Raw genomic sequence first — 20711 nt, 5'->3', positions numbered from 1 at the left:
ACAAATTTGCATTTGGGGAATGAACGGGGAAATACTGAGGAATTTTTAGCAAAAGTTGGTGTAGAAAATTGGGAGATAATGAAGCGAACTTGTGAACAAGCAGCAGCGTTATTTCCTAATAGTTTATATTGCGGAGTTGATTTACTAATTTTACCCGATTGGAAAACTCATGCGATTTTAGAGATTAATGCTTTTGGTGATTTACTACCGGGTATTTTATGGGATGGGATGGATACTTATACGAGTGAAGTTAAGGCGATTTTGGCAAGATAAATGTAGGGTACGACTATAAATTAGGATTAACCAAAATGAACAACAATTCAAATCAACCTGGACAATTTGACGCAGTACTCGGTGGAGAAGCGCCACCTCCTGTTAGCGGTGTGGTATTAGGAGGAATTGAAGGGGTAAAAAATCGCTTAAAAAGTTCGGTTATTGAAGTGAAACTCGCTGCTATTTCTGAGGCTTTGAATTATGGAGATATGGGTTTAGATTTAGTAATTAATACTTTAATGGATTCTTCCGAGCAAGCGCAACGTTTTGCTGCAAGGCTATTAAAACAAAGGGGAGGAGACAAGGGAAAACAAGCATTATTATCTTTTGCACCTTGGTTATTTTTCACAAAATTGGAAGATTGGACGAGAGAAAATTTTAATCCTGAAGTTGGAATTAATGATCCAGAAGGGAAAGCTTATGTTGTGAATTTAGAATTATTAAAGATATTACTGCAAGATTCACATACAAGCAAAATCGAAGCTTTAAGCTGTGAAATACGTGGTTTTAATCATAACTATGTACCACATGGTTCTTATTCTATCGATGATAACTTTGATGATTATATAAAACTTATACTTGATGCTGATGATAAGTTAGCTAATCTTAAATATTTATTTATCGGAAATGCAGAAGCACATCCATTTATGAGTTCATACTTAGAGTTAGGTGATGTTACACCTGTATTAAGAAATTTTCCTAAATTGGAAGTATTACAAGTAAGAGGTGGTTGGTGTTCACCTATCAGACCTAAACCTTTACGACATGAATATTTAAAAACTCTAATTTTTGAAACTGGCTTAATATTTATCAACTCGGATACTGTTGACCAAATTTTTCAGCTTGATTTACCAGCACTAGAATATCTTGAATTATGGCTGGGTGGTTGTCACAGATATGGAAGTGATATTGGAACGAAGCATTTATTACCAATTATCTCAGGAGAGTTATTCCCAAATTTGAAATATTTGGGGCTAAGAAGCAGCGATTATTCTGACAATATTGCTATGTGCTTAACAGAATTACCAACAATTATCGACCGTCTTGCAATACTTGACCTTTCGATGGGAACTTTGACTGATGAAGGTGCTAAAGCTTTACTGAATTTTCCCTCTATTAATCAGCTTCATACCCTTGATGTTTCAATGAATTATCTCTCTACAAATATGATTGAAGAATTATCTCAACTAGATTGTCAAGTAATTACAAATCCACAGGCTAACGACGAAAACGAGGAATCTGAATTTGGCGATCGCTATACCTGTTTATACGAATAAATAATACTTTAGATAAAGTAGTTTTTAATTTTCGATGGTGCGTTACGCTAAGGCGATAACACACCCTACTGGCATGACTATAAATAGATCATAATTTTTCCTCGCCATGTTCAATATAAATCAAATCGTGGGAACTCATGACATCTTATTTATCACCCTAGATACATTGCGTTACGACGTAGCTAAAAATTTACTCGCACAAAAACGCACTCCAAACTTAGCAAAAGTACTCCCTAAAACAGGTTGGGAAGAACGCCATTCACCCGGAAACTTTACCTATGCTTCTCATCATGCGTTTTTCGCAGGCTTTTTACCCACACCTGTAACGCCTGGAATTCACCCCCGTCTTTTTGCTTTGGGATTTGAAGGAAGTACCACTACAACTGATAACACTTGTGTGTTAGATAGCTCAAATATTGTTACTGGATTAGCTGCTAAGGGATATCATACAGTTTGCATTGGTGGAGTTGGTTTTTTCAACAAACGCAACCCTTTAGGTAATGTAATTCCCTCAATGTTTGCTGAAAGTTATTGGAGTCCAGAATTAGGTGTTACTAACCCCGAATCTACAGAAAATCAGGTAAATCTTGCACGACAAATTTTAGAAAAAACGTCGAATAATCAACGTATATTTTTATTTATAAATATTTCTGCTTTGCATCAACCAAATTATTTCTATCTTCCAGATGCAAAAGATAAAATCGATACCATTGAATCTCACGCCGCAGCTTTGGAATATGTCGATCGCCAATTAGCTAAACTCTGGAATATTATACAACAAAGGCATTCTACTTTTTGCATTCTCTGTTCTGACCACGGGACAACTTATGGTGAAGATGGTTACACTGGACATCGACTCAGCCATCCTGTGGTTTGGACTGTTCCCTATGCAGAGTTTGTTTTATGAAAACTCACGCAGAGGCGCAGAGTTATTCTTGGCGTGAGGCTTAAAGCAAATTCTTAACTTGTCACGAAAATACTTGAAATTCTATGCTGACAATCCAAAATCTCAAATCGAAAATTGCCCAGTCTCCTTATCAAGCATACGTCTATTCTTACCCCCACAAAACAGCTTACCGTCCCATCTCCCCACCTGTGCATCTTCCAGAACTTTGGGCGCAGCAAGATAGACAAGCGCTGTTTCTCTACATACATATACCGTTTTGTGAAATGCGTTGTGGGTTCTGCAACCTGTTTACCATAGTCAGCCACAATGAAGATTTTATGAGTCAATATGTCCGCACAGTACAGCGACAGGCGCAACGGATGAAAGCGGTGTTGGGTGATGTGTCATTTGCTAGGTTCGCTATTGGTGGCGGAACTCCGACTCAGTTACCCATTCAGCATCTCGAAACTATTCTCAATATTGCTGAAAGTACGATGGGTGCAAAGTTACAGGAAATTCCCATTTCTGTGGAAGTTTCGCCAGAAACCGCTACTGAGGATAAGTTAAAGCTGTTGCGATCGCACGCCGTCGATCGTGTTAGCATTGGTGTCCAAAGCTTCATCGATTCGGAAGTTTTAGCCACCCAGCGCCGTCAATCTACTACTCAGATAGAAGCAACGCTGACAAGGATCAAAGAGATGGGATTTCCCACTCTGAACATTGATTTGATTTACGGTTTACCCGGACAAACTGTAAATAGTTGGTTGCAATCAATACAAGCTACTTTGCGTTTTCAACCAGAAGAAATTTATCTATATCCATTGTATGTGCGATCGCTCACAGGTTTGGGACGCACAGATCGAGAATGGGACGATATTCGTTTAGCTTGTTATCGGGAAGGGCGATCGCTATTATTGTCAGAAGGATATACGCAAGTTTCCATGCGGATGTTTCGACGAGTGGAAGAGGGACAAGGGGGACAAGGTAGACAAGGTAGCAATATTTCTCCCTTGTCTCCCCCGTCTCCCCCATCTCCCTTGTCTCCCTCCTCTCTTGTCTACTGCTGTCAAGCCGACGGGATGATTGGTTTAGGTTGTGGCGCACGTTCGTACACTAATACTTTGCACTACTCTAACGAATATGCAGTGGGTTCTAAGGAAATCCGTGATATTCTGCAAGCCTATATCCAGACACCCAATGAAGCTTTCGACTATGCCAGCTATGGTTTCCAATTAGATGCCCAAGAACGCCGTCGTCGCTACATTTTATTATCTCTTCTCTCTGATGAAGGGTTGAATTTTGTTATTTATAGCCATCAGTTTGGAACAGATGTAATGGTAGATTTTCCAGAACTCACCGAATTACTATCCCTGAATCTGGCAACGCAAAATGAACAAATTTTGTGTTTAACTGATGCAGGTATTGAGCGTTCTGACACAATTGGTGATTGGTTATTTTCTGATCAGGTGCGGCAACTAAGCCAGACTTATGAATTGAAATAAGTTTTAGTCGATATCTCTACTCTTAAACTCTATTATTCTCCAACCAGTTACAGGCTTAAAGTTTAAACCCATTAATTCAATAAATCTGAAAAACATTGTATGGAAGGAAATTATAAACATATATCTCAACCTACGATTACTAGGGGTTCTTCATGAAGCAACCGCGCCAGCAGTCTCTAAATATAGAACCTCCAAATCTAAGACGACGACTTTTGATTTTCTCAGGTTTAGGCTTGATGAGTGCGATCGCCGGAAGTTGTATGAGACAATCCTCTTCTCGGATCTCCAAACCAGGTAAAGCACCTATCTTACAAACCTTTGAGTTTGAAGTAATCACAGTTGATTCGCAAGGGCAAATTGTAAATCGCCGTCAGGGTAAAAATCAGTTCTTCGCTGAAGACCTGGGCAAGGGAGCAATACTAGAAATGGTTACAATCCCTGGAGGACAGTTTTTAATGGGTTCATCTCCTGCACAACAGCGTCAGATGAACGGTAGTAGTTCAGAACCACAGCATTCGGTTTCCGTTGCATCTTTCTACCTTGGCAAGTTTGAGGTTACTCAAGCACAATGGCAAGCTGTTGCAGGTTTGCCCAAAGTACAGTACGACTTAGATCCGAATTTATCTCGTTATCCTCCAGAATTTTCAGACATAGTTCCTAACCAGCATCCTATCGATTGGGTATCTTGGCCAGAAGCAGTTGAGTTTTGTCAGCGACTTTCCAGACGCACAGGACGTTTATATCGACTGCCAAGTGAAGCTGAGTGGGAGTATGCTTGTCGTGCAGGTACTACCACGCTGTACCATTTTGGCGAGATAATTACTCCTGAGAATGTGAGTAAAACAGCAAACTATAATAAACTTACACCAGTGGGTTCCTTTTCTGCCAACCCTTTCGGTCTATATGATATGCACGGTAATGTCATAGAATGGTGTGCTGATTACTGGCACAGAGATTATTACAACGCACCCACAGATGGTACAGCGCGGGAAACCCCTGAAGAATTGAGTCAATTTCGAGAATACCGAGTTGTGCGAGGGTGGAAAACGGCTTATCGTAGTGCTGCTGCACCAAACAATCGGATTGGTTTTAGGGTTGCTTGTTCCATATCCTAAAAATATCAACTTGACAGCATTTAGCCACTGAAAAAGAACAAAACTATAAGTTCTCCATGCACCTCACTATTCTCTATCGCGGCCCTTTAATCAGTTGCAACTACGGTTGTGAATATTGCCCTTTTGCTAAACGCCAACAAACAGCCGCCGAATTAGCAATCGATAAACAATCTTTAGAACGATTTGTCAATTTTATTTCCCAACATCCCCAACATCAATTTTCAATTCTTTTTACTCCTTGGGGAGAAGCCCTAATCCATTCTTGGTATCAGCAAGCACTGATAAAATTAACGCAGTTACCCAATGTTAATAAAGCAGCAATTCAAACTAATCTATCTTGTAATTTAGATTGGGTAGAGGAATGTAACAAAGATAAATTGGCGCTTTGGGCAACTTTTCATTCCGAATGGGTGTCACGCGATCGCTTCTTACAAAAATGCCTAAATCTAGACAACAAAAATGTCAAATTTAGTGTAGGAGTTGTCGGTTTTCCCAACTTTAAAACAGAAATAGCAGCTTTACGTCAAGAGTTACCAAATCACATTTATTTGTGGATTAATGCTGTGAAATCAGAACTTCCTAATTTATCACCAGCAGACCGAGAATTTTTCCAATCTATCGACCCATTATATGAATTAAATACTAATCATTATCCTAGCTTTGGGCATTCTTGTCGGGCTGGGAAATCAGCGATTTCTGTTGATGGTGATGGGACAATGCGCCGATGTCATTTTATTAAAGAACCAATTGGTAATATTTATGATTCTGACTGGGAAGCAGCTTTGGTTAATCAACCTTGTAGCAATCAAAGTTGTCACTGTCATATTGGTTACGTTCATCTAGAATACTTAAAAATGAATCAGGTATTTGGTTCTGGAATTTTAGAAAGAATTCCTGATAATTGGGTTTATCAAGAATGCCTAGTGTAGATATTCTTGATAACCTGCATTAGCACTAGCCCTTAAGAGAGTAGTTGCAATCCCTTATTCTGTAATTTCTGCTCAATAGACTGCATTTGTTCGATAGTTTCTCCAGTAGCGATCGCATAAAGTTCTGTATAGATTTTTCCGTATTTGACTTTCTCCAAAGCCGATAGAATAATCAAGTCTTTGCGATCTAATTCTGGTTTGAGGGTTATGAGAATTGATTCTAATGTCCCTTCCATTCGGTAGCTACCGGAATATTTAGCTACTCCTTTTCCCAGTCGCAGTAGAGTATGGCGCTGCAAACACAACGAAGTCGAGCCATTAACTCGGAAATTGGCATCAATTGCAAAAAGCTGTCCGTTTTGATTTTCCAGCACATCAAAGCCAATCACGCCGAAATACCCGTGTTTGTGAGCATACTGACCAACGTTGGCAATCATCTCAAAGAACTTGCTCATGTCAGTTTCGCGGTAGTCAATCAGTCCCCCTAAATAGTTGCCTTCTGGAGTAACGAGTTGTCCAGTAGTGCCGATGAGGGTTATCTCCCCCGCTTTGTTGACATAGAACTGTACGCAGTAATTTTGCACCTCATTCTTGACAAACTCCGAGACAATAATCGTATCAAGCAATTTAATAGCAAGATATTTTCTAATTTCTTCAAGGCAGTAGTTTAGAACGCTGGGACTTTTGATGATATAAGTGCCTTCTCCTGAGAGTCCGTGCGATGTTTTGATTAAATAGGGGAATTGCGGTAACTGGATGTCTTGGAGATTGACTTGGTGCAGATTGTAGGTTTTGTATTTTGGACATTGCACGCCCAGTTCGTCTAGCGTTACTTTACTAAGTAAGCGGTAATGGGTGTCTGAATCAACAGCGTGTTTTTCGGGTTTTAAACCATCGAAGGGAAATAGAGTAATGAGTTTATCAAAGTGTTCGTTGCGGCCCAGATCGTCCAGATAAGTTGAGCCGTCCATCATCTCAATATTAGAGTGATTAAATCCGAAATGCTCTTGCCAGTATTCGAGCAGCAACTTTGGTGGCGGAATAATCACAATTCCAGGAATGCCCTCGCCTAACACAGCCAAATTTTTCCAAGGTTCCTTTTGGCAAATCTTATCAAATGAGGTTTTGGTGGCTTCACTACTGCCATCTTGAATAAAATATTTTTTCCGGTTGGGATAAGCAGCCCAACTCGCAGTTGCAGGGTAATTTAAGATAAACCCATAAGATGCATCTGTGATATCTTGAGCAAATAAATCAGAAAGAGAGCTTCCTTGGAAGTATTGAAAGTTATATTTTGAGTTCATTAATTTCTCTGATAAATCGGACTGACACCGAATCATACACAGTATTTTGAGCGTTAAGACAGATAGTTCATCCCAATAGAGCCACTATCCTACAAATTCCAATATCTTTTCCAAATGGGCGAACCTATCGGTTAAATTAAGCCTTGGTGTAATTGAAAATATTGTAGAGTCAAGAAAAGTCCTAAGTATTGGCCTACGCAATTCACCCTATGACTACCGCACCCTTAAGCTGGCAAGAACTAGAAACCCTCACGGACTATCAAATAGATACCGTTAATGGTCTCACCAACGCTAAAGCCAGGTTGCGCTTGTTTGGTCAGCGCGAATCTGATGTGCGGGTAACACTGTACCGCGATAACCACGCCTGGTGTCCTTACTGTCAAAAAGTTTGGTTATGGCTAGAGGAAAAACAGATCCCCTATCGCATTGAAAAAGTGACAATGTTCTGTTACGGGGAGAAAGAAAGTTGGTACAAACGTAAGGTACCATCAGGAATGCTCCCCGCGATCGAGCTAGATGGACAGATTATTAAGGAAAGCGATGACATTTTGATCGCTTTGGAAAAGGTTTTTGAGCCGTTGAGCCAAGGGATGGAAGACCGCACAGTGCTTCCTCTACGTCAATTAGAACGACTTTTATTTCGAGCTTGGTGTGCTTGGCTGTGCTACAGAGCAGAGAACTCTCAACAAGAACAACGCAACCGAGAACAATTCATCGCAGTAGTGGCTAGGGTGGAGGAGGCTCTGGGTTGCACCCCAAGTCCTTACTTTCTAGATAGCTTCGGCATCGTCGATGTCATTTTTACGCCATATCTCGAACGGATGAATGCGAGCCTTTACTACTACAAGGGCTACTCTCTGCGGGAGGAAAACCCTCGCTTGAGGGCATGGTTTGCGGCAATGGAAAGCCGACCGACCTACTGCGGTACCCAGAGCGACTTTCACACCCACGCACATGATTTGCCGCCCCAGATGGGGGGCTGTTGGGAAAACCGCGAAACCCAGATGCTTCTCAATAAAGCGCGGGTGGATAACGGGCCCTGGTTCGGGCTACCAGATGTTACTTATCCAGAACCCGAAAACTCCCGCATGGAAGCTCTTCAACGAACTATCGAGCATCGCGTCAATATTATCCGAGTCAACCCTTTAGATGATAAATTGTTTGACCAAGCCCTACGTTGTGCTTTAACACACATGATGACCAATGAAGACTGTGTACCTCCATCGGGATCTGATGTTGCTCTCCGATATTTGCGCGATCGCATTAATGTACCGCGAGACATGTCTATCTACGCAGCCAAGCGATTGAGGGAATCCCTGGAAAAAACCGCAGCCCTTGCAGGTGATGGACAGCCAACCCCAATTCCCACTAAGCATCGACGAGATCAAGACCCGTCTAACTTTGTCAGAAAGTAGGATTCAGGAACCCATCCTGGCAGATCGCGCTCCTTTAACAGTTGCCAGCGAACAGTTATCTTGGTTTCAAGCTTTGACTCCCACTCTGATAACTGATAATTGATAAATGCGATCGCCTACATAAGTACTGCATTGTATCCAAAAATGCTTCTTAGCTTTATGCAGTTGGGTTGCACAGCTTGCTTTTTATCATAACTATTACGTAACCATCCATTGCTTCTCTACCAAACCCGATTAAAATAAATACGCAACTTGGGCTTCCATAGGAGTTATCCAGCCGTGCAGCCGGACTTAATAGGTTTGGAAATTAGTAAGGGGGAACTGAGACGTTTGACTGGATTCGATTCAGAAGACGTTTTCCGTCCCTCTGTTTTGCGAGATAGCAAGAAGCGATTAGGGTTTTTGCTCAATGAATCGCTGGTGACGCTGGCGCTAACGCCCATAATTGTGGGCTTTATTTACGCATTTATTATTCTGCCAACAATTGGTTCTTCAATTAAATTCGGAATTCTTTTACTAATTTTAGTGCCAATGCCGATATTAGTGGGGCGATGGCTATGGCGACAATTGACCTGTCCCGAAGGACTGACAATACTTTTAGATGAAGTAGATAAATATCATGACCTGGTTAACGCTATAGATATTAATGACCAATTGGCAGCATCAGGAAACATCGAAAGCAGTATCCATGACCGAGATAAAGTAACCGCCGCATTACAACTGATTAGAGAAGATTTAGTCCGCGCTCTGAAAACAGAACGAATTTTGCGAGATAATAAAAAATTGCTTGCTAATAACCAAGAGTTATTTGTGAATAATTTAGCCAGTCTGCAAGCTTTACAAGTTAGTAGTCAAGCAGGCGAATATGCTCAACTGCTAAATCAATCATTGCAAATTGCGATCGATGTGCAAGCAGAAATCAGAAAATTGCACAAAGGCTGAGTAAAGTTTTTCGTTACTGATGAATTTCCTAAAAAACAATCGCCCCGTTGACTTAAATGAGCAACAAACCAAAAATAATTGTCCTAGATGATGACCCCACAGGTTCTCAAACAGTTCACAGCTGCTTGCTATTAATGCACTGGGATGTGGACACTTTACGCAGTGGGTTACAGGATGATTCGCCGATTTTCTTTGTGTTGACTAATACTAGATCGCTAACGCCAGAGTCAGCCACATCTGTCACCAAAGAAGTTTGCCAAAACCTGAAAATCGCCTTGAATGCGGAAGGAATTGACGATTTTCTGATCGTCAGCCGTTCTGATTCTACTTTGCGGGGGCATTATCCTGTTGAAACTGATGCGATCGCCCAAGAACTCGGCCCTTTTGATGCTCATTTCCTTGTCCCGGCATTTTTTGAGGGCGGACGCATCACCCGCGACAGCGTGCATTACTTAATTATTGCTGGTGTCCCCACCCCAGTCGATGAAACCGAATTTGCCCGTGATTCCGTCTTCAGTTACCATCACAGTTACTTACCCAAGTATGTTGAAGAAAAGACTCAAGGACGAATTAATGCCGAAGCTGTAGAAAGGTTTCTCCTAGCCGATATTCGCGCTGGTAGTTTGGAACGCTTGTTACAACTGAGTGGTAATCAGTGCGCTGTCGTCGATGGTGAAACTCAAGCCGATCTCAACCGCTTTGCAGTAGACATATTAGCAGCAGCAAGTCAAGGAAAACGCTTTCTGTTTCGCAGTGCCGCAAGTATTTTAACGGCTTTAGCCGCTTTACCACCCCAACCTATTGCTGCCGAAAACATGGCGCAATACGTGCGTCAAGGCAAACCAGGGGCGATAATTGTTGGTTCCCATGTGAAAAAGACTACTCAGCAGCTAGAGGCGCTATTGCAAGTACAAGGAACCGTGGGAATCGAAGTCAATGTAGCGCGATTGCTTGATGATGCAAATCAGTTTGCGGCACTGCTAACGGAAATTCAGGAAAGTACGCGGGCGGCACACGAAGCGGGCAAAACACCAGTGGTTTATACTAGCCGTCAGGAACTGAGTTTTAAAGATATCAACACCCGATTGGAGTTTGGGGCAAAAGTTTCAAGTTTATTGATGGATATTGTGCGGGGTTTACCATCTGATATAGGATTCTTAATCAGCAAGGGTGGCATTACCTCAAACGATGTCTTGAGTACTGGACTAGCCTTAACTTCAGCCCGGTTACTCGGTCAAATTTTAGCTGGTTGTTCAATCGTGTTAACTCCATCCGAGCATCCCCAGTTTCCTGATTTGCCTGTGGTGCTATTTCCAGGTAACGTTGGTGATGCTGATGCTTTGGGGACAATTTATCAAAGGTTGACTAAACAATCTTGAGTGTTAAGTGAAGATGATGATAATTCTGAACTACTCCCTTCCTGCTAGAAGATAATTTTTTTAACGAACTGCCAAGGACGCATTCGCGTAGCGTCTCGTAGAGAAGGACGCAAAGGATAAATACAAGTAATCTTATGGCGGGAAAGGAGTAATCTATCCTCTGTACTTTTTTACCTGACGATGTTGTTGAATTTTCCAACTGATCTAATATTGGTAATGATTCGGAGTGTCCCTTGTCTTTTGGCTAGTACTGCATGACTTCTGATCCTACGATTCCCAATCTAAAGTCAAATTCTGCACTTCCTAATGCAGAATCAAACTCTCTTATTTCGGGGGTAGAGGTGAATCCTACTGTTTCTGATGTAGAGTCAGATCCTATCCCCCCTGATGCGGAGTTAAAATCCGTCCTCCTTTATTTAAAATCGAATCCTGTCTTGGAGGATGTAGAGTCAAATCCTGCTAACCCAGATGTTGAGTTAAGTACTGATGCAGCATCAGATGATTTTATCCTTACTGATTCAAATCCCAATGAGTCAGCAGTATCAGGGTATCGCGTAAATGACAATACCCAAGTCCAGTTAAAAAGTAAGGAGGGACGACTTTTATTAATTTTGCCCTTAGAAGCTCAAGTATCTGCCTCAGAACTCAGTTGGTCTGATATTTGGCAACAAATCAGGCAACGTTTGAATGCAGGCGATCGCTTTCGGATCGCTAATACTCCCGTACATCTCATGGCACAAGACCGCCTAGTAGATGCCAGACAACTCCAAGAACTTGCCGAGGCTTTAAGTGAAGTCCAACTGCGGCTAATATCTGTCTCAACAAGTCGCCGACAAACTGCGATCGCAGCCGTCACATCTGGGTATTCTGTAGAGCAATTGCAGCCCATAACTTCCCTGAATACAGAGCCAGAAGCTACAGCTACACCCCAGGCAGATGCCCTCTATCTAGAAACAACAGTCCGCTCTGGAGTCGAAATTCGTCATCCTGGTACAGTAATTATTTTGGGAGATGTAAACCCAGGTGGTATTGTAATTGCAGATGGAGATATTATCATCTGGGGTCGTTTACGTGGAATTGCTCATGCTGGGGCTGGAGGCAATCGTGAGTGTCTGATTATGGCTTTGCAAATGGAACCTACCCAATTACGGATCGCAGATGCTGTAGCTAGGGCACCAGAAAAATTACCGATGCAATTTTCTCCAGAAGTGGCACATATTATGCCCCAAGGGATTCGCATCGCTAGAGCTAGTGATTTTTCTAGAAACCAATTTACTAAGAGCAATTAGTAGCCCTGAATATTTACCTAAAATATGAAGAATATGAAGGATGAAATATAGCGGTTTTCATGTAGATGGAATACACTACTCTAATCCCTATCCCTAGCGTTGTGTATTTCACACGACCGAGCGTAGACGCAAAGCAGCTTGTCGCCAAACATCGCAATCAAAAAATATTTATCCCTCGCCCAAATCAGGGAGATCAGATATTTCTTCATACTTGATACGATACTTCATACTTTATACTGCAATTTACAGTTTTATATTTCCTGAACCCTCATTGACCGCATTTCTATCATGACTCGCATTATAGTGATTACCTCCGGTAAAGGAGGAGTGGGTAAAACCACAGTTTCAGCAAATCTGGGCATGGCTTTAGCCAAAATGGGTCGTCAAGTTGCCTTGGTTGATGCGGATTTTGGTTTGAGAAATTTGGATTTGCTGCTAGGGCTGGAAAACCGCATCGTCTATACTGCGGTAGAAGTCTTGGCCAGAGAGTGCCGCTTAGAACAAGCCTTGGTGAAAGATAAGCGCCAACCCAATCTCGTACTCCTGCCGGCAGCCCAAAATCGCTCCAAAGATGCAGTCACACCGGAACAAATGAAGTTACTGGTGAATGCCCTAGCGCAAAAATATCAGTACGTGATCATCGATAGCCCCGCCGGGATTGAAAATGGGTTTAAAAATGCGATCGGCCCGGCAAAAGAAGCGCTAGTTGTCAGCACGCCAGAAATTTCTTCAGTTCGTGATGCCGATCGGGTAGTTGGTTTACTAGAAGCACAAGGTATCAAGCGTGTTCATTTAATAATTAACCGCATCAGACCCGCAATGGTGCAGGCAAATGATATGATGTCAGTGCAAGATGTTCAGGAACTTCTCGCCATTCCCCTGATCGGGGTAATCCCTGACGACGAGCGTGTTATTGTATCTACCAATCGCGGTGAACCCTTAGTGTTAGCGGAAAATCCCTCTTTAGCTGCCACAGCCTTTGAGAACATTGCTCGTAGATTAGAAGGAGAAAGTGTCGAATTTCTGGAGATCGACTCGTCCCAAGACAGCATCTTCGCCCGTCTACGAAGGTTGTTGTGGACTAAGATTGTTTAACTTACTTTTCCAGTCTTCGCGCCAGACCTATTCGTAATGATTGAACTTCTAGAAAAACTTTTTTCTCGCGGCCCTGATAGCAGTCGAACTCAAGTTAAACGTCGCCTGCAATTGGTGATTGCTCACGATCGCGCTGACTTAGATCCTCAAACGTTGGAAAAAATGCGGAAAGAAATCCTAGATGTAGTCTGTCGCTATGTCGAAATTGAGACAGAGGGCTTGGAGTTCTCCTTAGAAAGCAACCAACGAACTACAGCTTTAATTGCTAATTTGCCCATCCGCAGGGTAAAAGGAGCCATCCCTGAATGGGAAAGGGGTGATAAATAAGTCTTTATAGTTTTAGTTTTAATTCTGTATGACTTAATATCAGAAAGTAGGATGTGTAATTAGGAAATGTTTTATTTTTTCCAATACCTTCGCCAATTTATCAGGCTTGGGAATAGGGTTTAGTAGATATATAAAGTGCGATCGCTGTTGTCATATCTGCGCTTTTACACTCATTCTTAGGCTATCTAAACTCAGGAACGCCAAAAATATTTACCACATAATAAAAAATCCCGTTGTCAGTAGTGAAGACAACGGGAGTAATAAATTTTTCTATAAACTATCGGTAGGCAACTTGTGGGCCTGCCCAAACTTCTGTAACCTTTTTACCAAAAGTAATCGGCCGATCGTCGTTTGTTGTAGTGATAGTCTTACCATCATTAGCAACTTGCATTAGCGGCCAGTTTTCTTCGCCCAATTCCCCTGCACGGAACAGCACGCGATCTGGTTGGCTTTTACTCCAACCTAACAATACGGCAATTTTTTCATGTTCTTCCTCATTAACAGGAGCAACTGTATTGGCGTGATTTTTTTCTCGATCCCAAATCACTGCACTATCTGTAGAATCGCCTGTGTTAAATATACCCTCAAACTTGCGTGCTAAGAAGCGATCGCCTTTTTCTGACCAGCTTACTGGAACTAATACCCCAATTTTGCCACTTGTGTCAGTTTCTTCTGACAATGCCGCCTTTACAGCCTTTACCTTTAATAAAGGATCGCTAACAGGAGTCGTTGAAGCCATTACCCACAACTTCTTAGTTTGCATATCTTGAACAAACAGAACGCTGGTAACACGGCTGTTGTACATTTCTGGTTTTACTTCTAATTGTACCCGGCTATAAACAGCATATTTACCATCAGGAGAAACCACCGGTACGCTGCGGTAGTGGCGGACTCCAGAACCACCCTTGGAACCAATAGCCTCTTGAGTCGCTGTAATCCATTTCCAAGGAATAGGATGAGGACTGCCTAAGGGATCTATTTGTTCTGCTTGGGATTCATCAACTGGTTTAGCAACAGGTGTTTCCGTCGTTGTGGTTGGTTGTGATTCTCTAAGAGTTGGGGCTATTTGAGTTGCTATCAATGACTTGGTCAAAGATTTATCTCTAGAGAGAGAATTTTCTTTTCCTTTCAAAGACTTGATATTAGCAGCTTTGAGTTTTTGTATTAGATTAAGCTGACTAACAGGAACATCTGTTAATGGTGCAAGTTCGACTGCTGCCAAAGTATTAGGAAAAGTTAAGTCGCTATTTGATACATAAGTATCTGCTTGAGCCAAAGACTCAATTTTATTCGATGGTAATACTTGCGGTTCCTGAACAGCAGTACTTTGAGTTGGTACAGGATCGGATTCTTCTGTTGATGAGTTGATTTGATCTGTTTTTGATATTTCAGCTATCTCAGGTTCCTCAACTACAGCTATTTCCTTTGATACAGAGTCAGAATCTCCAGTTATCGAAGTTAGTTTAGCTACTTCTGATTTTACAGGGAACGAGTGAGCCGATGCCCCTAGCAAGGGTGCAATCAGTATCACAACGACAACGTAATTTAGAAATGGTTGTGCGCGGAACCATCCTGACAGCAAAAGGGGTTTAAGCATTTGTAGACTCTCTAGAGGGGCGGTTGCTATGTGAGAAGCAATACCTATGCAGTAATGGGGCAAGCAGTAATTATATGTATAACAAGAAACTAAAAACTTTGACGATATATTTTCTTCAAAGTTTGCAGAGTTTTACAAAAATTAAGTATCATTGTCCACACCTTTTCTTACTCAGGTACTGAATGTTTTTTTGCAAAAATATGCGAGTATAGTAAAAATGCTGATAACTCAGTAATTACTACACGATATATAATCCTGCTGTTGTTATACCTAACTAAACCAAAAATAGGTATTAGTCAAGGGATATTACAAGTTATATGTAAGGCAATGACACTGGCAATTAGAAGTGAGATAACTTAGTTAGTGGGGATCGTACTAGCGATCGCTAGTACAAAGCAAACAAGCCAGGTTAAACACTAAATATAACAGCGCAAACCCTCATGATGGTAAACGTGAGGCGTTACATGGAAAGCTGGGAAAGCAGACGCATAATAAATCATACTCAGAAAATATTGCTATCAGCAACCCAAAGTCATAAATTGCAATCTCAACTACAGAAATAGCTAGAAGATGCAATAGTTTTTTGGAAACCCAACTGTATTTAATGCCAATTTGGGTTAAACATCGGGAACACAACAAATTTGACTTGGTAGATGCTCTAGTGGCTCGTGACGAGACACCACTAAACCATTAGATTAACTAAAGGCAGATGCAGTTTATGCTACCTGTTACACTTATAAACTTAACTATTAAGTTAATCAAGTAGGCTTTTAGTTTCACTAATACGAAAATATTGTACCACCAAACAGCCGATATTATTTACCATTAACTAATAACTAACGATTAACAACTAAATCATTAATGAAAATTGTATTCTTTGGTACACCGCAGTTTGCTGTACCCACCTTGGAAAAGTTATTGAATCATTCAGATTTTGAGGTGCTGGCGGTTGTCACCCAACCAGATAAACGCCGGGAACGCGGAAATAAACTTACGCCAACACCAGTAAAAGCGATCGCTACTGCTCATAACTTACCAGTATGGCAACCCGAACGGGTGAAAAAAGACACTGAAACTTTAACCAAACTCAAACAATTAGACGCAGATGTGTTTGTTGTTGTCGCTTATGGACAGATTTTATCGGCAAAAATCTTAAAGATGCCAAAATTGGGCTGCATTAATGTACATGGCTCGATTTTACCCAAATATCGCGGTGCAGCACCGATTCAGTGGTGTTTGTATAACGGTGAAAAGGAAACGGGGATCGCAACCATGTTAATGGATGTGGGGATGGATACCGGGCCAATGCTACAAATAGCCACTACACCTATCGGATTACTGGATAATGCCCAAGATTTAGCCGACAGACTAGCAGAAATCGGTGGGGATCTTTTGGTGGAAACTCTGTTGAAGTTGGAACGTAAAGAAATTCAACCAATTCCCCAAGATAATTTAGCAGCTACTTATGCACCTCTGATTCAAAAAGAAGATTATGGTTTGGATTGGTCAAAAAGTGCGATCCAATTACACAATCAAATTAGAGGCTTTTACCCTAACTGCACGGCTACCTTTCGTAACAACTTGTTGAAAATCACCGCTTCGGCTCCCCTTGCTTCTGTAAGCGATGTCTGGCGACAAGCCGCTCCGCGTCTACGCAATCTACCACCAGAATTACAAGAATTAATTCATAAATTGCCTGATTTGTCAAACGCATCAGACAAACCGGGAGTTGTAGTTAGCATTATCAAAGGAATTGGTGCGATCGTTCAAACTGGGGAAGGTTTGTTGCTGTTGCGAGAGGTTCAGCTAGCTGGGAAACGTCCCCAGTCGGGATGGGATTTTGTTAATGGTAGCCGCTTAACTGTGGGAGAAGTTTTTGGTGCGGGAAACTGACAGGGATGGAAGAGATGAGGGAGATTATGGAGAATAATTTTTAGCTCCTAACTCCTGTACAGACGCGATTAATCGCGTCTCTCCTCAGACTTTTCATAAAAGCGGCAAGATTCGCAAGGGCCATCTGGGTTCACTGCACAGCGAATGAGTTCTGAATGAGCATTGTAGCAACAGGTGGCATCGCCAACTACCCAACGTCCACCTACCAAACTTTTCTCAGATGGCCGTTTAGCAGACTGTACATAAATGGCAATATTATGTAAGCGGTAACGCCCAGCTTTAAGTTGGTATCGATGGCGGCGTTCTAAAACCGCGTAGGTTTTACCCTCAAAATCGAGATAATTGCCGGGTTGGGGTGTCCAATCAAGTTGCACTTTACCGAGTGACTGACGCGGATGCGTCAGAATCACCTCAGTTTGTAAAGAGTCTGGCTCCATAAGCTTATGTGATTTGATTTACATTAGAAGGATCGTATAGCATAGCTTTCTTTAGCTTACCGAATTTAGATTACAACTAATGATTAACTCTTCGCGTCCCTACGGATTACGGCAGCCAAAAGTTAGGTAGGATAGATTTGCTCAAGTCACGTAGAGTTTGGTTGAGCGATCGCGCCACTTGGATATGCACTTCATCCTCTTCTACAGCTAAAATCTCAGCTGACTGGCCTTCTCCCAAATAAGACACCACTAAATTCGCCGCTTCTAAACCAGTAACATAAGCCTTTTCTTGCGACCAGGAACCATGACGGTTCACAATCCAATCCCCACTCATAAACACATTTTCAAAACTTGTCTTCGCGGGCAACATATAACGATAGCTACCAGGTGCAAAGTGAGTCACCGCTTGAGGTAGCCTAATTACACTGCTATCAATTATTTTTGCCTCTCGAAACGCGGGTACACAAGTTGCTAAATAACCCTGAACTATTTCTAAAATCTCCTCATCACTCAAACCGAGAAACTGATTCGCATGATAGAAATCAGCTTCAATCACTGTTCCCGGCTCATCCCGATATTCATCATGTAGGGCATTCAAATCAAAAAACGTCCAACCTGTACTTGCGTCAAATCCAAAGCAAGCATTAGAAGGACGCGGAATATCAATTTTGCGGTCAAACCATAGTCGCGTTGCTAAAACATCAATTGCTCCTAAATTGCTCAAATTACGGAATTCTTCACGGCTTTGTAAACTAGGGCTAGTTGAGACAATTTTCTTCATCCCCGTGACTCCAACTGCAAAAATCACGGCATCTGCATCAAAAACTTCATCACCACAAACCACACCCTTAACTTGATTACTATCAACAATTAAGTCTGTAACCCGACGCTTAGGCAACACTCGCGCACCAGCTTTTTCAATTCGTTCCACCCAAGGACGAAATATCTTTTCTCCGACAGTTCCCCGACACCAAACCACATCAAAATCGGCTTGATGAGCCAGAATAAAAAAGTAAAGCATCCCTAAAGTTGCGGCGGCTGAACATTGTTCGCCAGGGGCAAACAAGCCCACCAATAACATTGGTTCAAAAGCCTCGCGGTAAAGCCGTGCAGAAACGTTAAAGTCTTTGAACAATTCACGGGCAGTTACAAAGTCATAGCGCCGCCAAGCTGCATCGGAATTGTCAAAATCAACGACAGCATAAAGTAAAGGCAGGGCGCTGAGACGATCGATTAGTGGCAGCCGCTTAAACTGAGTGTAGAGAAAAGTTCCTAGTGGCGAGGGAAGTCGCGGTAAGTCTTGAAAAATCGGCGATTCAACTTCTAAACCTGCTGGCGAATATTGCGAAGAACGAGTCCAAGTAGTAAAAGGATTAATTTCTAATTGATTAATTAAAGAAAAAATATTTCTGTAAGGATACCAGAAGCCATGAATGCCAGCTTCAACAGATTTTCCGGCTGCTGTTTGCCAACCTGCCACCAATCCACCGGGATAAGGGCCTGCTTCTAGAAGTGTCACATCATAACCTTGTTTTGCCAAATGGTAGGTTGCTCCTAAACCAGCCCAACCAGCACCTACAACTACCACCCGTTTTTGTTGCGATCCTTCTATCATCCCAGCCTCCGATTGTTGCTGTCCATCAACTAATGTATACGAACTTGCCGCTCTCATCTGATGATGGGCAAGAGCAAGAGGATTCCGAGAAAAATGCTATGCAGTCACTAGTTTGGGTTTAAGTACTTAAATTTTATCTTGAGAATGCGATCGCCTAGCAACATTTAATCAGCGCATTGCCATCGCCCGTCGGAGACATCGCATTTTTGGCTAACGGTAAGCTAACATACCTACAAAACTATGCTTTTAGGACTTGTGTGTACACTTTAGCCTTAGTAAGGAGAGGTGAGTATTTGCTGAAGTAAATACGGGGCGAGGTTCAGACTGTATTGCAGCAAAGTGACAAGCGCTATATATTCCACCAAATTGAAAGCAGTTATAGACTTTAAGGAAAGGCTAATGTAGAGCAATTCAGTAAAAATCCCTTGCGGTTAATGCTGAGTTGAGAGTATAACAGAAAACAGACTTGACTATTGATGAGGAATAATCATAATGACTCAATTAGCAAATACAAAATTCAGTCTAAATGACTTTGAATTACGAGATGGCATTTATTTCCCTAGTGATTATGAACAATTGAATAATACTCAACATAAAAAAACATGGGATGCAATTGGTAAAACATATTATGGTTCCCAAAAAATTGAAAAAATTGCAGATACATCACCCATTAAACAAGATTACACTCTGCTAACTGGTACACCTGGAGGGACTTGGAACAAATTTCCCTCAAATAAATCTGTTGGCTCTATTCTAGAAATTGGTTCTGGTTATGGCCGCGCACCTTTGCATCTCTCGAAAGCGAAAAATCTTAGATGCGAAAAATATTACGGTATTGATATTTCTGAACCTTTATTGCGGCGGTTAATTAAGGTTAAACAAGAATATAATTTTTTTCCAGAAGCGGAATTTAACTTGATTTGCACTTCTGCTGAAATATTACCTTTGGAAGATAATTCTATAGATTTGGTAATTTCTAACTGCGTCTTTATGCATATACCAGATGTACAATTAAGAAGCTTGTTGGCTGATATATCTCGCGTCTTAAAACCTGGTGGAATTTTTGTTTTTAATCATTCTTTTCACAATAAGTCCTGCCCTTCTCATATTATCCATAATTTTATCAGAAGGCTGAATCCATTTGTGAGAAATCCAGTTTATCTCAAGCAATATTCAGCTGCTGAAATAAATGAAATGTTAGCGACTGCTGGCATCAAAACTAAGTGCCCGCAATATATTGTGGAACCAACACAAGAATATGCAATTTTGCCGGAAACCATTAAGGGAATTCCAGTGCCCTTTGCTAATGCTATTAACAGAAGTCTTAAACCATCAGATGCTTTAAAAGAAACCTTGGCTTATGGTTTTAGTGCCTACAGCACTAAACTGGACTAATTATAGCGTTTCCCAGTTTGGTGAGATACAAGAACCCCACC

17 protein-coding genes and 1 pseudogene are annotated in these 20711 nt (G+C 41.6%); 14 read left to right on the top strand and 4 right to left on the bottom strand.

Annotated features, from left to right (window positions below):
* The 6 genes and pseudogenes from CDG77_RS27100 to CDG77_RS27075 all read left to right on the top strand — a co-directional run.
* Positions 1-273 (top strand): annotated as a pseudogene (locus CDG77_RS27100) (STM4014 family protein); the annotation flags it as partial.
* A gap of 35 nt (positions 274-308) precedes the next feature.
* Positions 309-1550 (top strand): hypothetical protein, encoded by a 1242-nt coding sequence (locus CDG77_RS27095; RefSeq protein WP_094332380.1) that lies wholly within the window; start codon positions 309-311, stop codon positions 1548-1550.
* A 106-nt stretch (positions 1551-1656) separates the two neighbouring features.
* A complete protein-coding gene (locus CDG77_RS27090; protein WP_094332379.1) occupies positions 1657-2457 on the top strand; it encodes an STM4013/SEN3800 family hydrolase in 801 nt (266 codons plus the stop codon).
* An 83-nt stretch (positions 2458-2540) separates the two neighbouring features.
* Positions 2541-3938 (top strand): STM4012 family radical SAM protein, encoded by a 1398-nt coding sequence (locus CDG77_RS27085; protein WP_094332378.1) that lies wholly within the window; start codon positions 2541-2543, stop codon positions 3936-3938.
* 152 nt (positions 3939-4090) lie between these two features.
* Positions 4091-5053 (top strand): formylglycine-generating enzyme family protein, encoded by a 963-nt coding sequence (locus CDG77_RS27080; RefSeq protein ID WP_094332377.1) that lies wholly within the window; start codon positions 4091-4093, stop codon positions 5051-5053.
* Positions 5054-5109: 56 nt separating this feature from the next.
* Positions 5110-5982 (top strand): STM4011 family radical SAM protein, encoded by an 873-nt coding sequence (locus tag CDG77_RS27075; protein ID WP_094332376.1) that lies wholly within the window; start codon positions 5110-5112, stop codon positions 5980-5982.
* A 32-nt stretch (positions 5983-6014) separates the two neighbouring features.
* Here CDG77_RS27075 and CDG77_RS27070 read toward each other — a convergent pair whose 3' ends face one another.
* Complete coding sequence (locus CDG77_RS27070) at positions 6015-7286, bottom strand: carbamoylphosphate synthase large subunit (protein ID WP_094332375.1); 1272 nt, start codon at positions 7284-7286, stop codon at positions 6015-6017.
* A gap of 209 nt (positions 7287-7495) precedes the next feature.
* On the opposite strand from CDG77_RS27070, the gene CDG77_RS27065 reads away from it, so the two are divergent.
* The 6 genes from CDG77_RS27065 (at position 7496) to minE (ending at position 13733) form a co-directional block, all read left to right on the top strand.
* The gene (locus CDG77_RS27065) at positions 7496-8701 is read left to right on the top strand and encodes a glutathione S-transferase family protein (protein WP_094332374.1); all 1206 of its coding nucleotides are present in this window, start codon (positions 7496-7498) and stop codon (positions 8699-8701) included.
* 279 nt (positions 8702-8980) lie between these two features.
* A complete protein-coding gene (locus tag CDG77_RS27060) occupies positions 8981-9643 on the top strand; it encodes a hypothetical protein (protein WP_094332373.1) in 663 nt (220 codons plus the stop codon).
* A gap of 56 nt (positions 9644-9699) precedes the next feature.
* The gene (locus CDG77_RS27055; RefSeq protein ID WP_094332372.1) at positions 9700-11022 is read left to right on the top strand and encodes a four-carbon acid sugar kinase family protein; all 1323 of its coding nucleotides are present in this window, start codon (positions 9700-9702) and stop codon (positions 11020-11022) included.
* Positions 11023-11276: 254 nt separating this feature from the next.
* Positions 11277-12311, top strand: coding sequence for a septum site-determining protein MinC (minC, locus tag CDG77_RS27050; RefSeq protein ID WP_094332371.1), 1035 nt, complete (start codon positions 11277-11279; stop codon positions 12309-12311).
* Between the two features lie 288 nt (positions 12312-12599).
* Positions 12600-13406 (top strand): septum site-determining protein MinD, encoded by an 807-nt coding sequence (gene minD / locus CDG77_RS27045; RefSeq protein ID WP_012410009.1) that lies wholly within the window; start codon positions 12600-12602, stop codon positions 13404-13406.
* A gap of 36 nt (positions 13407-13442) precedes the next feature.
* Positions 13443-13733, top strand: a complete 291-nt coding sequence (gene minE, locus CDG77_RS27040; RefSeq protein ID WP_012410010.1) for a cell division topological specificity factor MinE — start codon at positions 13443-13445, stop codon at positions 13731-13733.
* Positions 13734-14010: 277 nt separating this feature from the next.
* On the opposite strand, the gene CDG77_RS27035 is transcribed toward minE, so the two are convergent.
* The gene (locus CDG77_RS27035; RefSeq protein WP_094332370.1) at positions 14011-15330 is read right to left on the bottom strand and encodes a hypothetical protein; all 1320 of its coding nucleotides are present in this window, start codon (positions 15328-15330) and stop codon (positions 14011-14013) included.
* An 861-nt stretch (positions 15331-16191) separates the two neighbouring features.
* Between CDG77_RS27035 and fmt the strand changes: the two genes are divergently transcribed.
* Positions 16192-17223, top strand: a complete 1032-nt coding sequence (gene fmt, locus CDG77_RS27030) for a methionyl-tRNA formyltransferase (protein ID WP_094332369.1) — start codon at positions 16192-16194, stop codon at positions 17221-17223.
* 68 nt (positions 17224-17291) lie between these two features.
* Here the strand turns inward: fmt and CDG77_RS27025 are convergent, their stop codons facing one another.
* Together CDG77_RS27025 and CDG77_RS27020 are read right to left on the bottom strand one after the other, a co-directional pair.
* Positions 17292-17660 (bottom strand): DUF6464 family protein, encoded by a 369-nt coding sequence (locus CDG77_RS27025; protein ID WP_094332368.1) that lies wholly within the window; start codon positions 17658-17660, stop codon positions 17292-17294.
* A 106-nt stretch (positions 17661-17766) separates the two neighbouring features.
* Positions 17767-19275: a hydroxysqualene dehydroxylase gene (locus CDG77_RS27020; protein WP_094332381.1), complete on the bottom strand. Its 1509-nt coding sequence runs from the start codon at positions 19273-19275 to the stop codon at positions 17767-17769.
* Positions 19276-19767: 492 nt separating this feature from the next.
* Here CDG77_RS27020 and CDG77_RS27015 point away from each other — a divergent pair, with 492 nt between their 5' ends.
* Positions 19768-20670, top strand: coding sequence for a class I SAM-dependent methyltransferase (locus CDG77_RS27015; RefSeq protein ID WP_094332367.1), 903 nt, complete (start codon positions 19768-19770; stop codon positions 20668-20670).
* The last annotated feature ends 41 nt before the right edge of the window (positions 20671-20711 follow it).

The organism is Nostoc sp. 'Peltigera membranacea cyanobiont' 213 (assembly GCF_002245975.1).
In the GTDB taxonomy this organism is placed as follows: domain Bacteria; phylum Cyanobacteriota; class Cyanobacteriia; order Cyanobacteriales; family Nostocaceae; genus Nostoc.
This window is presented reverse-complemented; position numbering and strand designations above follow the sequence as displayed.

Excerpts from the sequence above, each read along its gene's own strand:
- CDG77_RS27055 (WP_094332372.1), top strand. The coding sequence starts at position 9,700 with ATGAGCAACAAACCAAAAATAATTGTCCTAGATGATGACCCCACAGGT.
- CDG77_RS27065 (WP_094332374.1), top strand. The coding sequence starts at position 7,496 with ATGACTACCGCACCCTTAAGCTGGCAAGAACTAGAAACCCTCACGGAC.
- minC (WP_094332371.1), top strand. The coding sequence starts at position 11,277 with ATGACTTCTGATCCTACGATTCCCAATCTAAAGTCAAATTCTGCACTT.
- CDG77_RS27085 (WP_094332378.1), top strand. The coding sequence starts at position 2,541 with ATGCTGACAATCCAAAATCTCAAATCGAAAATTGCCCAGTCTCCTTAT.
- minE (WP_012410010.1), top strand. The coding sequence starts at position 13,443 with ATGATTGAACTTCTAGAAAAACTTTTTTCTCGCGGCCCTGATAGCAGT.
- CDG77_RS27035 (WP_094332370.1), bottom strand. The coding sequence starts at position 15,330 with ATGCTTAAACCCCTTTTGCTGTCAGGATGGTTCCGCGCACAACCATTT.
- CDG77_RS27080 (WP_094332377.1), top strand. The coding sequence starts at position 4,091 with ATGAAGCAACCGCGCCAGCAGTCTCTAAATATAGAACCTCCAAATCTA.
- fmt (WP_094332369.1), top strand. The coding sequence starts at position 16,192 with ATGAAAATTGTATTCTTTGGTACACCGCAGTTTGCTGTACCCACCTTG.
- CDG77_RS27070 (WP_094332375.1), bottom strand. The coding sequence starts at position 7,286 with ATGAACTCAAAATATAACTTTCAATACTTCCAAGGAAGCTCTCTTTCT.
- CDG77_RS27020 (WP_094332381.1), bottom strand. The coding sequence starts at position 19,275 with ATGATAGAAGGATCGCAACAAAAACGGGTGGTAGTTGTAGGTGCTGGT.
- CDG77_RS27095 (WP_094332380.1), top strand. The coding sequence starts at position 309 with ATGAACAACAATTCAAATCAACCTGGACAATTTGACGCAGTACTCGGT.
- minD (WP_012410009.1), top strand. The coding sequence starts at position 12,600 with ATGACTCGCATTATAGTGATTACCTCCGGTAAAGGAGGAGTGGGTAAA.
- CDG77_RS27015 (WP_094332367.1), top strand. The coding sequence starts at position 19,768 with ATGACTCAATTAGCAAATACAAAATTCAGTCTAAATGACTTTGAATTA.
- CDG77_RS27090 (WP_094332379.1), top strand. The coding sequence starts at position 1,657 with ATGTTCAATATAAATCAAATCGTGGGAACTCATGACATCTTATTTATC.
- CDG77_RS27025 (WP_094332368.1), bottom strand. The coding sequence starts at position 17,660 with ATGGAGCCAGACTCTTTACAAACTGAGGTGATTCTGACGCATCCGCGT.
- CDG77_RS27075 (WP_094332376.1), top strand. The coding sequence starts at position 5,110 with ATGCACCTCACTATTCTCTATCGCGGCCCTTTAATCAGTTGCAACTAC.